The following is a 13,084-nucleotide window of genomic DNA, read 5'->3' on the forward strand; positions in this document are numbered from 1 at the left end:
CCGTCACGCCGCGTCGGTGTGTGCGGTGTCGGCCAGGCAGTCCAAAAACCGGGCCACCGCCGGATTCTGTTCGTCGGCCCGCCACACCACATGCAGATCCAGGGTCGGGACCGGATCGACCAGTTTCACCGCCACCGGGTCGGTGTCCGAGGACCCCATACCCGCCGACACAGCTCGGGGCAACGAGGCGAATCCGACCACTGGGCGCACCGAGACGATATGGGCGGTGGCGCCGGGATCGTCGGCAAGGTGGGTGATGTTCAACGAGATTCGCGTCTGCGCCGCCGAGCGCGCAATCGTGTCGTACATCGCCGGGCACTGATCGCGAGCGAACAGCACACAGTCCTGATCGCGCAGTTCCGCGAACGGCACGTGCGACCGGTGGGCCCAGCGGTGCTGTCGGCCGACGACGGCTACCAGCGGAATCCGTTGCAGCACACGGCGATACCGAAAATCGGCGGTACTGGGGTGACCGTAGACCATGGCCAGATCGAGGGATCCGTCGGCCAGTGCGGCCAGTTGCGGCCCGGTTCGCTTCTCCCACAACGAGACCGAGATGCCGGGGTGCCGGTCGGTCAGTTGGGCCAGCGCGTCGGGCAGCACGTGTTTGCTGGCGGGCAGGTTGTAGCCGATGTTCAGGCTGCCCGCGCGACCGGCGGCGGTCGCCTTCGCGGCCTCGGCTGCCCGGTCGAGTTGGGCGATGATCTGGCGGGCTTGCAGTTCGAACTCCCGGCCCGCCGGCGTCAGCCGAACTTCGTGCGAGTTACGGGCCACCAGTTGGACTTCGAGGGATTTCTCCAGCTTCTGCAACTGGGCACTGAGGCTGGGCTGAGTGAGGTGCAGACGCTGTGCCGCGCGCCCGAAATGCAACTCTTCGGCGAGGGTGATGAACGAGACGAGGTGGCGGAATTCCATGGTGCGGCTCCTTCGACGACACCGCAACGCTATCGACGGCAGCTAACCCGCGATGAATCCCGCCCGCCCGGCAGTGACTGTCCGCATTGCCGGGCGGTGAAAATCAGGAATTCGGGCCGTTGACCACGGCGTAGGCGAAGCCGTCCCAGCCCTTGGCGCCCACGGTTTGGATGACGGTCGCGTCGAGGCTGGGTTCGGCGGCGAGCAGGTCGATCAGGTCGCGGCTGGCTCGGGCGTTGGGATCCTCGGTGTGTTCGTCGGCGACCGTGCCCGCGCGGACCACGTTGTCGACGATGATCACCGAGCCGGGCTCGGTCAGGCGCAGGGCCCATTGGACGTAATTGGAGTTGTTGACCTTGTCTGCGTCGATGAAGACCAGGTCGAAGGGTTCGGTCAGGTCTTCGGCGACGCCGGGCAGGGTGTCCAGGGCGGCGCCGACGAGGATTTCGACGCGGTCGCCTACGCCGGCGCGGTCCAGGTTCTGTCGGGCGACCTTGGCGTGGCGGGGTTCGAATTCGAGGGTGACCACCAGGCCGCCGTCGCCGACCGCGCGGGCCAGCCATTCGGTGCTGTAGCCGCCGAGGGTGCCGATTTCCAGGACCCGGCGGGCCTTCGCGGTGCGCGCCAACAGGTTCAGCAGTTTGCCCTGGGGTGGGGAGACGTCGATGGCGGGCAGGCCCGCGTCGGCGTTGGCGGTCAGGGCGGGCACGCCCTCCTCGCCTACGAGGGTGGTGACGATGTAGTTGTCGACGTCGGCCCAATCGTTGGTCGTCATAGTCGCAGTCTGCCACCGACCGCGAGTAGACACCGGGATCTACTTCGCGGTCTCGACCTCGGTCACGCCGCGGATGAGCGTGGCCGCGTTCAAGGCCATCGACTTCAACGACATCATCGCCTGGGAAAGCTCCAACAGCAGAGTCCCGACCTTCGCGGTGGCGAACGAGATCTCGAACAGCGCGCGGGCGATCAGCGCGGGCGTGGCGGTGCCCGCGGACACCAGCAGAATCGCGGTCGCCTCGGCCAGCATCCCCGCCAGACTGCTCAGGATCTCGACGATGATCGTGCGCACGGTTTCCACGACCCGTTTCATGCCCTCGTTGCACTTGGCGAGCACGTCGGCGATCGCCGCCTTCTCGGCGATCCGGCCGGTGAGTTCGGTGGCCTTCTTCCGGTACGCCTCGGCAGCGCAGCCGGCCCAATCGCCGATGCCGGTGTCCAGCGCGCCCGCCCACGCTTGCGCGGTGGTCTGCAGGTGCGCGGCGATCTTGGCCCAGGAATCGCTATAGGCCTTGACCATGTCGGGGTTGCCGGAGATCGAATCCAGGGACTTGCGCATCGGTTCGACGTGTTCGAGCATCCAGCCCATCAGCTGCGTGCCCAGGAAGTTGAACGGATCGAATTTCGCCAGGGTGGAGGTGCCCTTGATCGCCTTGCCGAACATCGACGCCGCGTCGTACCAATCATGGCCTGTACTGGCCGCTTTGGCGATGGCCTCGGTGCTGTCCAGGACCGAGCCGTCACCGGTGAGCGCCTTGTGCAGGCCGAGTCCGTTCTCCCAGGTGTCGCCGTGCAGCGTGCCTTTCATGATGCCGGCGTTGGGCTCGTCCCCGCCTTGCGGAACACCGACATTGCTGAACAGGAAATTGCTTTCCTGGTAGTAGCTGTTGCGGTAGTCGACGCCGCCTTCGAGCAGGTCGTTCTGCGGGGCTTCGCCGTCGTCGAAGCTGCTCACCGTGCCGGGCAGGATCGTGTGCTGGTTGAGGAATCGGCCCGCCGCGTTGGGTCCGTCGGCCATGGTCAGGCCCTGCTGTCGATCTCGGCGGCGACGACCTTCAGCTCGCCCGCGCGGGTGGTGTCACACGATTCGAACGTGTCGGCGGCGGTGCGCAGTTTCTCGGGCATCTGCGCGGTCGAACTGTCGAGCAGGGCGAGGGTTTCGGTGATCTCGTCGTGCAGCGCGTTGAGCGTGGCCACCGCATACGGCTTCAGTAGTAGGCCGTAACCGTCGTCGGCGTGGGCGAGGTAGTCGGCCGCCTCGAGCGCGGTGGCCACCCCGCGGGCGACTTCGTCCACCGAGCAGGCCTGCGACCTGATCGCCTCGAGATTCACATTCAACACACTGGTCACACCGAGATCCCTTCTCCGGCGAACTCGGTCGAGTCCGCAGTTCTCGATCTGGTTGAAGGCGCCCCTTGTTTCGGAAGGTTCGGTGCCTACTGCAGCCAGGATTTGCGCTGGTAGAACAGATCTTCTTCGGACGGCTCGTCGGGTGCCACGACCCGGTCGCGGTCGGGCTTGCGGGTGGGTGGGGCCGACGTGACCGGCGGCCACGGCTCGGCCGGCGGCATCGGCGCAGGCGTGCTCAGGGGCGCCTCGGGATCAGGGAATCGGTCGTTGTACTGGCCCACGATCGCCGCACCCGCCTCGTCGGTGCCGACCATGTCGTGCACCAGAACGGTCACCCGTTCGCGCAGCCGCGACTGCGCACGCCGCGTGCACGCCATCAACTCGGTCGCGACGGCCGCGGGGTCCATCCCGCGCACCGCAGGGGTCAGGGTGATCGCGGTAGTCGATCCGTCGGCGTCGACGGTCACGCTGATCCGCCCGTCGGCGGAGGTATCGGTGACACTGACCTGCGCCATCTGGCCGTGTAGCTGCTGGTATTTCTCCGCTTGACGTTCCAGATCCTGCGCCCACCGCGCCAGATCATCAGCGGCACTGGTCAAGTCGTCCACGCTGCGCGCCCCTCCCGCCGGTGCCCGGCTGTCGCCGACTAGGAGCGCCCCAAACCCGCCCCGCTCGGATCGCGCCGAGACTACCTCGAGCCTGCGACACGATCGCAGGGCCCCGTCAGAACAGGAAGTACCGCTGCGCCATCGGCAGTTCGGTGGCGGGCTCTTCGGCCCAGACTTCGCCGTCGATGCGCACGGTGAAGGTGTCGGGGTCGACTTCGATGTGTGGCATGGCGTCGTTGTGTGGCATGTCGGCCTTGGTGACGCGGCGAGCGTTCTTGACCGGCACCAACTTTCGACGCACGTTCAAGCGGTTGGCGAGGCCGTCGTCGATGGCCTGTTCGGAGACGAAATGCAGCGAGGTCGCCGCGGCGGCGGGGGCGGCGGCACCGAACATCGGGCGCGGCAGCACCGGCTGCGGGCTGGGGATGGAGGCGTTGGCGTCGCCCATCGCGGCCCAGGCGATCATGCCGCCCTTGAGCACGGCGTGCGGGCGCACGCCGAAGAACGCGGGCTCCCACAGCACCAGGTCGGCGAGTTTGCCGACTTCGATCGAGCCGATCTCGTCGTCGAGTCCGTGCGAAACCGCCGGGCAGATCGTGTATTTGGCGATATAGCGCTGCACGCGGGCGTTGTCGGCCGCGCCGTCGCCGGGCAGGGCGCCGCGGCGACGTTTCATCACGTGCGCGGTCTGCCAGGTGCGCATCACCACTTCGCCGATGCGGCCCATCGCCTGCGAGTCCGAGCCGATCATGGAGATGGCGCCCAGGTCGTGCAGCAGGTCTTCGGCGGCGATGGTGGAAGGGCGGATGCGCGATTCGGCGAAGGCCAGGTCTTCGGGGATCGACGGGCTGAGGTGGTGGCAGACCATGAGCATGTCGAGGTGCTCGTCGAGGGTGTTCACCGTGTGCGGGCGGGTGGGGTTGGTGGAGCTGGGCAGCACGTTGAGATGTGAAGCGACAGTGATGATGTCGGGTGCGTGACCGCCGCCCGCGCCTTCGGTGTGATAGGCGTGGATACCGCGCCCGGCGATCGCGGCGAGGGTGTCCTCGACGAAACCGGCCTCGTTCAACGTGTCCGAGTGCAGTGCCACCTGCACGCCCGCCGCGTCGGCGACGGTGAGGCAGGCGTCGATCGCGGCGGGGGTGGAGCCCCAGTCCTCGTGCAGCTTGAAACCCGATGCGCCGCCGCGCAATTGCTCCCACATGGATTCCTGGCTGACCGTGTTGCCCTTGCCCAGCAGCACGATGTTCATCGGCCAGTGGTCAAGGGATTCCAGCATCCGCGCCAGGTGCCAGGAGCCGGGGGTCACGGTGGTGGCCTTGGAACCTTCGGCGGGGCCGGTGCCGCCGCCGATCAGGGTGGTGATGCCGCCGCCCAGGGCTTCGTCCATGAGCTGCGGGCAGATGAAATGCACGTGGCAGTCGATCGCGCCCGCGGTGAGAATACGGCCGTTACCAGCGATGATCTCCGTGGACGGGCCCACCACCAGGTCTTTGTGCACGCCGGTCATCGTGTCGGGGTTGCCCGCCTTGCCGATGCCGCAGATTCGCCCGTCGCGGATGCCCACGTCGGCTTTGATGATGCCCCAGTGGTCGATGATGACCACGCCGGTGATGACCGTGTCGGGAGCGCCGTCGGCACGGGTGGCGCGCGACTGCCCCATCGACTCGCGCAGCACCTTGCCGCCGCCGAACACCGCCTCCTCGCCCGCGAGTCCCGGTCCGCCGCTGCGGTCTTCGGTGATCTCGATGAGCAAGTCGGTGTCGGCCAGGCGGATTCGGTCGCCGGTGGTCGGACCGAACAGTTCGGCGTAGCGGGCGCGGCTCAGTTCGGTCATCGGTTCTCTCCCGGACGTCGCGGCGACGCTGCTGCCGCGCAATGGTTTTCGTGTGACTCAGGCATCGAGGTGCCCCGGCGGGTTCATGCTGATGCCGTAGACCTCACGGGTGCCGCCGATCGGGACCAGCGAAACTCGTTGCGGCAGGCCGGGTTCGAAACGCACCGCGGTCCCGGCGGGAATGTCGAGCCGATGGCCGTGCGCGGCCTCGCGATCAAAGGCCAAGGCGGCGTTGGACTGTGGGAAGTGCACGTGGCTGCCCACCTGCACGGGCCGGTCGCCGGTATTGACCACCTCGAGCTCGACACGCACCGCGCCGGCATTCAGTTCGATCGTGCCCTCGGCACACAAGTACTCACCGGGAATCATGGGCGTCGCCTATCCGATCGGGTGGTGCACGGTCACGAGCTTGGTGCCGTCGGGGAACGTCGCCTCGACCTGCACGTCATGGATCATCTCCGGCACGCCGTCCATCACGTCGTCGCGGGTGAGCACCGACCGCCCCGACGACATCAACTCCGCCACCGTCCGCCCGTCGCGCGCGCCCTCGAGCACGTGATCGCTGATCAACGCGATCGACTCGGGATGGTTCAACTTCAACCCCCGCGCTTGCCTGCGGCGTGCCAGCTCGGCCGCGTAACTCAACAGCAGCCGTTCCTGCTCGTGCGGCGACAAGCGCATACGTTCTCTCCTGTGCGGATCGTGGTCGGTGAGCGACATTCTGGCATGTCCCGCGTCGGCGCGGCGACCGCCGAGACCCTGACCGGGGACTACCCCCGCGCGGTTTACGCGATGTTAACGAAAAGCCCGCTCTCGGCGATAGCCAACCAACATTGCTGACAAATCCGTCACTGAAACCAGGTGATGTTCCATGGTCAGGCACCTCCTCGCCGCGGTGGCCGCTGCCGCGCTGCTGGCGGTCGGTATGGCGTGTGCGCCGTTCCGGACATCGGAACCCGAGTCGAATCAGCGGCCGACCACCTCGGTCAGTCGCACCAAAGCGGTGGTCATCGAACCCGACCAGGTGGGCGACGCGTTGCATCAACGGGCGCGCACGCCGCCACCGCCCTCCGCGCCCGTGGTTCTTCCGCCCCCCGCAGTGCCGCCGGAAGTGCGTCCCGAACCCGCGCCTCCGGCCCCCGCGCCGATAGCCCCGGTGACCCGTACTCCACACTTCGTTCCCCCACCGGCCCCGGCACCGCCACCCCCGCCGCCTGAGCCCGAGCCTGAGCCGACGACGACGACCACTCCCCCACCGACAACAGAAACAACAACCCCCACAACCACTTCCACCACGCCGACAGAAACGACCGAGACGACGACACAGACCACACCCACCGAGGACTCGGAAGAGGAGTAAGACGACCCCAACACCGACCCAACGAAACCCATTGGCGCCGAATCCGATAGCCGACGTACCGTCACCCCATGACCAACTGGACCGGCCTACTCAACGTGGTCGACGTCGAAGCCACCTGCTGGACCGGCGACCCACCTCCCGGCCAGACCAACGAGATCATCGAAATCGGCATCACCGTAGTCGATCTCGCCACCCGAACCCGGCTGAGCAAGCACGGCATCATCGTGCGCCCGACCCGGTCCACGGTCAGCGAGTTCTGCACCGAACTCACCACCCTCACCCAGCAACAGGTCGACCAGGGCATCGACTTCGCCCAGGCCTGCCGTCTACTGACCACCGAGTTCGCCGCCCGCGACCGCCCCTGGGCGAGCTGGGGCGACTACGACCGCAACCAGTTCCGCACCCAATGCGCCGCCACCGGCGTCGATTACCCCTTCGGCCCCGACCACACCAACGCCAAGTTGGTCTTCACCGAGTCCCACGCCCTGCGCCGTCGACCAGGAATGGACAAGGCGCTGAAGCTGGCCGAACTCCCCCTCGACGGCACCCACCACCGCGGCGAGGACGACGCCTGGAACATCGCCGCCCTGGTCGTGAACGTGCTCGACCGCGACAGCTGGCGCATCACCACGGTCGACTGAGGGACGGCGCTGCGCGTCTCGACGGGCGAACTTCAGGCCGCGAGGTTCTGTAGCCGGACCTGTCCGCGTGCGACCAGGCGGCCGTCCGCGTCGGTGACCACCACGACCCACAGTTGCTGGCTGCGGCCGCGGTGAATCGGGGTGGCTTCGGCGGTGAGCAGGCCTTCGCGGACCGCGCGCAGGAAGTCGGTGTTGTTGTTCACGCCCACGACCGTGCCGCGGTCGCCGAACCAGACGCCGCCGCCGACGCTGGCCAGGGTTTCGATGACGGTGCAGTAGACGCCGCCGTTCTGGATGCCCGCCGGCTGGTGCAGTTGCGGCCGCACGTCCCATTCGCCGCGCACCCGGTCGGGGGTGACCTCGGTGAAGCGAAGACCGATCAGGTCGGTGAAGGTGCCTTCACTGGCCTTGTTCATCAGTTCGGGCGTGACGTCGGCCAGCGACAGCGGCATTTCGCTCATACCGTCCGGTTTACACCATCCGAAACGCCGTGCCGCACCCGGGAAGACGTAGCGGCGGGCACCGTCGTGAAGACGGGGCCCGCCGCGGCAGGATGGCGGAGTCGACCGCAGCCCTCGGGACTACCGGCTCATCCGTACGCCGAGTTGAGCATAGGTCAGGCTTACCTAAGTAGTCAACTCCTTGCCCGCGCAGCGTCAATCGAGAACCGCGACGGCTTCGACTTCCACGAGATGGTCGGGGTCCGACAGCGCCGCGACACCGATCAGCGTGCCCGGCGCCAACGGGGTCATCCCGAGACTTTCCGCGGCTCGGGCGAGCCCGTCGACGAAGGCACCCATCTTGTCCGGCGTCCAGTCCACGACGTAGACGGTCAACTTCACCACGTCGGCGAATGTGGCACCGACCTCCGCCAGCGCGATGCCGACATTGCGGTAGGACTGCGCGATCTGGGCCGCGAGATCGCCCGCGCCGACCGTGTTCCCGTCGGCGTCCCACGACACCTGCCCCGCGATGTACACCGTGCGCGAACCGGTCGCCACCGCCACCTGACGGTAGAGGTCGATCGCGGGCAGATCCTTCGGGTTCACCAGGGTGATGGACATTGCTTCCTACTTTCACTCAGTCACTTGCGGTTCCTCAGTAACCATAGGAGAGTGATCGCTGACGTGGAAGAACGCACTTTTTCGAAACGGAGGAACCCGATGGTTACCCAGCAGCTCAGCGGCCTGCCCGAGGATGCCGACATCGGCCGCGCCGACTCGTTGGCGCGCGAGATCTTCTCCGATATCGCCAACAAATGGGCCCTGCTCATCATCGAAACGCTCGGCGACCAGACCCTGCGGTTCAGCGAACTGCGCAACGGCATCGACGGCATCAGCCACAAGATGCTCACCCAGAACCTGCGCATGATGGAACGCAACGGCTTGCTCGAACGCACCGTATTCCCCACGGTCCCACCGCGCGTGGAGTACCGGCTCACCGAACCCGGCCGCGGACTGCGCACAACAGTGGACTCCATGTGTGCGTGGACCCAGCGCTACCTCGCCGATATCGAGACCTCGCGGCGGCACTTCGACAAGTGACGCGCCGGTAGCCCCACCCCGGGTTTGCTCAACACGATCGCAATACTCCATGATCGCTGTACCTCTATGTGGTTCCGAGGCTTGTGTCGATGGTGATAGCTCATGTTCTGGGCGTTCGACGGCCAGCGTGAGCGCGGCGAGAGAGGCAAGATTTCGTGAGTAGCAGTCGAATTCCCCGGTGGGCCGTGCAGGCGGCGATGTGTGCGGCGGTCGTCGGGGCCGCGGTCACAGCGCCCGTGCAGGCCGAACCACTGTGGCCGGGCGGGCCCGATGTACCGGGCGTGCCCGCCATCGTTCCCCCGCCGCCGCCCGAACCGGTGGTGGCGCCGTGCAGCGAGAAAGCCCGTGCGTGCCTGCAGTTGTCGACCAACAACGCGTGGTTGATGGACGAAGGGAAGGTCACCTTCGGCCCCAGCCCGATGTCGCACGGCCGTCCCGGGTACGAAACGCCGCCCGGAGTGTTCAAGGTGGCGTTCAAGAAGCCGTTCCACTGGAGCACTTTGCACAACGCGCCCATGGAGTACGCGGTGTTCTTCAACGGTGACATCGCCTATCACATCGGACCGACCGAGGAGCAGTCCCACGGTTGCATCCGGTTGACGCCGGAAGGCGCGAAGGCGCACTACGATTGGCTGCAACCGGGCGACATCGTCGAAGTTGTTGCCTGAGTTCCGAATTCACGAAAGGGAGGCCGGCACACCGGCCTCCCTTTTTCGTACCGAGGCGGCGAGGGCGTCGAACAGCCAGAGTTGGGCGGCGCCGGAGGTGACGGGTTCGCCGGTGAGAGTGGTTGTCAGGTGCCAGTATCGGCGGACTCGGTGGTCGGCGCCCGCGGCGTCGGTGAGGAGTTGGCGGCGAAATGTCGGGGTGTCGCGACGGGCGCGGGCGGTGGCGTGGATGTTGACGTAGTGGTCCAGTTCCGCGCCGGGTGCGGGGGTTCGACCCGCGGCGACCAGGGGTGCGACCGCGATGCAGGCGTCCGCTACGTCGAGCAGCAGGCGGCGTTCGTCACGGACGCCGGGGGTGCTGCGGTGGCGGATGGTGTCGTACATGGAACGGGAAAGACCCGGGTTCGACACTGTCGCAATGAGTTCCGCGTAGGCGATCAGATCGTCGGCGCGGGCGTCAGAGGTCAACTCGGGGACGTTCATGCCGAGGAAGCCGTCGATGGCCGAGGCCGGTAGCGGGGCGAGCTGACGGCGCCAGAACGTGACCAGCACGTCCCGGGCCGCGCGTGGATCCACCACCGCGGCAATCAGATTCAGTTGGTCGCAGTGCGTGTCAGGCGCTGCCGACTCGACAGCGTGCAACAGAGCCCGGCGGCGGTACAGGGCGGCGAGTTCGTCGTCGACGGCGGCGCGTTCGGCGGCGATCACCTCCGCGATCGAACGGGTGCCGGTCAGCACGTCCTCGATCGCGGCCAAGCCGACGCCGAACGACCGCAGCCTGCGCAACAGCATCAGTCGATCCACCGCCTCAGGACCGAATATCCGATGCCCGGTGGCTGTGCGCGCGACATCCAAAAGTCCCGCGTCGCAATAGAACCGGATCGTGCGCACCGCGACGCCGGTTCTGGCCGCGACCTCCCCGATCGTCAGATGTGTGATCCGAGTCACTTCCACTGGCACCTCCACCCTGGTGGAGCTCCTACGGTACCGAGAACGCCACGCGAAGGAGACCCGACCATGACCGGACAGCGCACCACCGAAGACACGATCTGGCAGGCGGTGGCCGAGGAACGCACCACCCTGGTCGCCCTGCTCGAAAACCTGCCCGAATCGGCATGGGACACCGCGTCACTGTGTGAGGGCTGGCGGGCCCGGGATGTGGTAGCCCACCTGGTGCTCGCCACCCGCATCACGATCGCCTCCCTGGTGGTGAATCTGGTTCGCGCGCACGGTAATACAGACCGCCTCATCCATGACACGGCGGTTCGCCATGCCGACCGAACACCCACTGCCGAGTTGCTGTCCGAACTCCGAGGCACCGTCGATTCCCGGGCCACGCCGATCGGCACCACACCGATCGATCGCCTGATGGACCTGCTGGTGCACGGTCAGGACATCGCCGTCCCACTCGGCATCGACCGAGTGATGCCACCGGAAGCCGCACGAATGTCTCTCGAGCGCGTCTGGACGATGGGTTCGCCGTTTCACGCGCGAACACGCCTCGCCGGATACGAATTGACCACCACCGACGCGACGTGGACGGCGGGCGCCGGCACCCCGATCTCCGGCACCGCTGCCCAGCTACTGATGGTGGTCACCGGTCGAACCTTCCCCGATCGGTTATCCCGGTGATGTTCAGACCACGCAGCAGTCCGCAGCGGCGGCTGACCGGTGCTGCGGACTGCGGGAGATGTCGAGGATCAGGCGGTGACGGTGGGGCGGTCGACAGTATCGGTTGAAATGCTTACCGCTGGTTCAGGTTCCGAGGTTGCGCCGGCCGAGATTCGGCGCAGCAACGTCACTGCCAGCACCGCGCCCGCGGCTGACAGCGCCGCGGCGGTCCAGGAGGCGGCGTTAAGGCCGTTGGTGAAGGCTTCTCGGCCTGCGGCGATCATGGATTCGGCCAGGTCGGCGGGCAGGGTTTCTGCGGAACTCAGTGCGCCGGAGAGGGTTTCGGAGGCGGCTCCTTCGGCATCCGACATTCCGGCGCGGTAGGCGGCGGCACCCACGCTGCCCAGCAAGGCCACGCCCAGGGCGACGCCGAGGTCGCTGGCGGTGCTTTCCACCGCCGACGCCGCGCCCGCCTTCTCCGGTGGGGCCGCGCCCATGACCAGGCCGGGGATCAGTGCCATGGCCGGGGCGATGCCGGGGTAGAGGATGTAGAAACCGACGATGAGCAGCGGTAGGCCGCCGACGCTGTCGACCTGGGCCAGGACCAGGTAACCCACTGCTGACACCGCCAGGCCGGCGGCGATCAGGTAGGCGGGGCGGACTCGGGCGGCGATGGCGGGGGTGAGTGTGGAGACGATGACCAGGCCGATCGCGGCGGGCAGGATCCACAGGCCCGCCTGCAGCGGCGACTGGGCGGCGACCATTTGCAGGTACTGGGTGAACAGCAGGTACACCCCGCCCAGAGCGATGGCGGCGAGCATGTACACGCTCAGCGAACCACTGAAGGTGCGGTTCGTGAACAGGCGCACGTCGAGCATCGGGTCGGGCAGGCGCAGTTGCCTGCGGACGAACATCACCGCGAACACCACACCGGCGACCAGGGGCAGCAGAGATTCGACCGTGGCACCGGTTTCGGCCAGCTTCTTCACGCCGTACACGAACGGCAGCAGCGCGGCCAACGACAGCGCGACGCTGAGCGGATCGATCCGACCCGCCTGTGGCGCACGGTATTCGGGGATCAGGAACGGCACCGCGAGAACCACCAATGCCATCACCGGCACGCCGATCAGCATCGACGCACCCCACCACAGCGACGCCAACATCAGCCCGCCCAGCAGCGGGCCCAGTGCCACACCGGCCGACACCGACGCGGCCCACAGACCGATCGCGGTGGCGCGCTGCCGGTCGTCACGGAACATGGTGGTGATCAGCGACAGGGTGGCGGGCATGACCGCGGCCGCGCCCAGACCCATCACCGCACGCGCGGTGATCAGCATTTCCGCGTTCGGCGCGAAGGCCGCGAGCACCGACGCCAGACCGAACAGCGCCGCACCGGCCAGCAGTAGTCGACGTCGACCGAGTCGGTCGCCGAGGGTGCCCATGGTGACCAGGAATCCGGCCATGACGAAGCCGTAGATGTCGTTGATCCACAACAGTTGACCGCTGCCCGGTGACAGGTCGGCGGCGATGTACGGGGTGGCGAGGAACAGCACGGTCATGGTCAGGAACAGCAGGACCGTGGGCAGCAGCAGGACCGCAAGGCCCAGCCATTGGCGGGTGCCTGCCCGCTCGGGGATTTCGGTGAACTCGGACATCAGGAGGTTCCCTTTCGGCGATGATGCGAACTGGGACCGACCTTGCCGGGGCGGGCTTCGGAATCCCTTCGGGTCGACTCCAGACGGCCTCGAGCTGTCGTGCCGTGCGCACCCGTTT

General features: G+C 67.2%; 17 protein-coding genes. 5 read left to right on the forward strand and 12 right to left on the reverse strand.

What is annotated here, in order from left to right; all coding sequences use genetic code 11:
• Positions 1-3: 3 nt before the first annotated feature.
• The 8 genes from ACFWU5_RS15860 to ACFWU5_RS15895 form a co-directional block, all read right to left on the reverse strand.
• Complete coding sequence (locus ACFWU5_RS15860) at positions 4-915, reverse strand: LysR family transcriptional regulator (protein WP_379242069.1); 912 nt, start codon at positions 913-915, stop codon at positions 4-6.
• Between the two features lie 103 nt (positions 916-1,018).
• Entirely contained in the window at positions 1,019-1,690 is a 672-nt protein-coding gene (locus tag ACFWU5_RS15865; protein ID WP_379267663.1) for an O-methyltransferase, read from the reverse strand.
• A 39-nt stretch (positions 1,691-1,729) separates the two neighbouring features.
• Entirely contained in the window at positions 1,730-2,710 is a 981-nt protein-coding gene (locus ACFWU5_RS15870) for a hypothetical protein (protein ID WP_379267664.1), read from the reverse strand.
• 2 nt (positions 2,711-2,712) lie between these two features.
• Positions 2,713-3,042 carry a type VII secretion target gene (locus ACFWU5_RS15875; RefSeq protein WP_379267665.1) on the reverse strand — a complete coding sequence of 110 codons (330 nt, stop codon included), beginning with the start codon at positions 3,040-3,042 and terminating at the stop codon, positions 2,713-2,715.
• 86 nt (positions 3,043-3,128) lie between these two features.
• Positions 3,129-3,650 (reverse strand): YbaB/EbfC family nucleoid-associated protein, encoded by a 522-nt coding sequence (locus ACFWU5_RS15880; protein ID WP_379242073.1) that lies wholly within the window; start codon positions 3,648-3,650, stop codon positions 3,129-3,131.
• Positions 3,651-3,765: 115 nt separating this feature from the next.
• Positions 3,766-5,487 (reverse strand): urease subunit alpha, encoded by a 1,722-nt coding sequence (locus tag ACFWU5_RS15885; protein WP_379267666.1) that lies wholly within the window; start codon positions 5,485-5,487, stop codon positions 3,766-3,768.
• 57 nt (positions 5,488-5,544) lie between these two features.
• Positions 5,545-5,856 (reverse strand): urease subunit beta, encoded by a 312-nt coding sequence (locus tag ACFWU5_RS15890; RefSeq protein ID WP_379267667.1) that lies wholly within the window; start codon positions 5,854-5,856, stop codon positions 5,545-5,547.
• Between the two features lie 9 nt (positions 5,857-5,865).
• The gene (locus ACFWU5_RS15895; RefSeq protein WP_378557353.1) at positions 5,866-6,168 is read right to left on the reverse strand and encodes an urease subunit gamma; all 303 of its coding nucleotides are present in this window, start codon (positions 6,166-6,168) and stop codon (positions 5,866-5,868) included.
• A 190-nt stretch (positions 6,169-6,358) separates the two neighbouring features.
• Here ACFWU5_RS15895 and ACFWU5_RS15900 point away from each other — a divergent pair, with 190 nt between their 5' ends.
• Together ACFWU5_RS15900 and ACFWU5_RS15905 are read left to right on the forward strand one after the other, a co-directional pair.
• Positions 6,359-6,847, forward strand: coding sequence for a hypothetical protein (locus ACFWU5_RS15900; RefSeq protein WP_379267668.1), 489 nt, complete (start codon positions 6,359-6,361; stop codon positions 6,845-6,847).
• Between the two features lie 68 nt (positions 6,848-6,915).
• A complete protein-coding gene (locus ACFWU5_RS15905; RefSeq protein WP_379267669.1) occupies positions 6,916-7,488 on the forward strand; it encodes an exonuclease domain-containing protein in 573 nt (190 codons plus the stop codon).
• Between the two features lie 32 nt (positions 7,489-7,520).
• On the opposite strand, the gene ACFWU5_RS15910 is transcribed toward ACFWU5_RS15905, so the two are convergent.
• Positions 7,521-7,940 carry a PaaI family thioesterase gene (locus ACFWU5_RS15910; RefSeq protein ID WP_379267687.1) on the reverse strand — a complete coding sequence of 140 codons (420 nt, stop codon included), beginning with the start codon at positions 7,938-7,940 and terminating at the stop codon, positions 7,521-7,523.
• A gap of 204 nt (positions 7,941-8,144) precedes the next feature.
• Complete coding sequence (locus ACFWU5_RS15915; protein ID WP_379267670.1) at positions 8,145-8,552, reverse strand: RidA family protein; 408 nt, start codon at positions 8,550-8,552, stop codon at positions 8,145-8,147.
• A gap of 99 nt (positions 8,553-8,651) precedes the next feature.
• On the opposite strand from ACFWU5_RS15915, the gene ACFWU5_RS15920 reads away from it, so the two are divergent.
• Both ACFWU5_RS15920 and ACFWU5_RS15925 read left to right on the forward strand, forming a co-directional pair.
• The gene (locus ACFWU5_RS15920) at positions 8,652-9,032 is read left to right on the forward strand and encodes a winged helix-turn-helix transcriptional regulator (RefSeq protein WP_379242085.1); all 381 of its coding nucleotides are present in this window, start codon (positions 8,652-8,654) and stop codon (positions 9,030-9,032) included.
• A gap of 155 nt (positions 9,033-9,187) precedes the next feature.
• Positions 9,188-9,700 carry a L,D-transpeptidase gene (locus ACFWU5_RS15925; RefSeq protein WP_379242086.1) on the forward strand — a complete coding sequence of 171 codons (513 nt, stop codon included), beginning with the start codon at positions 9,188-9,190 and terminating at the stop codon, positions 9,698-9,700.
• Between the two features lie 9 nt (positions 9,701-9,709).
• Here the strand turns inward: ACFWU5_RS15925 and ACFWU5_RS15930 are convergent, their stop codons facing one another.
• A complete protein-coding gene (locus ACFWU5_RS15930; RefSeq protein WP_379242087.1) occupies positions 9,710-10,648 on the reverse strand; it encodes a MerR family transcriptional regulator in 939 nt (312 codons plus the stop codon).
• Positions 10,649-10,717: 69 nt separating this feature from the next.
• On the opposite strand from ACFWU5_RS15930, the gene ACFWU5_RS15935 reads away from it, so the two are divergent.
• Positions 10,718-11,332, forward strand: coding sequence for a maleylpyruvate isomerase family mycothiol-dependent enzyme (locus tag ACFWU5_RS15935; RefSeq protein WP_379267671.1), 615 nt, complete (start codon positions 10,718-10,720; stop codon positions 11,330-11,332).
• A 68-nt stretch (positions 11,333-11,400) separates the two neighbouring features.
• Here the strand turns inward: ACFWU5_RS15935 and ACFWU5_RS15940 are convergent, their stop codons facing one another.
• Complete coding sequence (locus ACFWU5_RS15940; protein ID WP_379267672.1) at positions 11,401-12,966, reverse strand: MFS transporter; 1,566 nt, start codon at positions 12,964-12,966, stop codon at positions 11,401-11,403.
• Between the last annotated feature and the right edge of the window lie 118 nt (positions 12,967-13,084).

The sequence above is a fragment of the Nocardia sp. NPDC058640 genome, from assembly GCF_042716995.1.
GTDB lineage: Bacteria > Actinomycetota > Actinomycetes > Mycobacteriales > Mycobacteriaceae > Nocardia.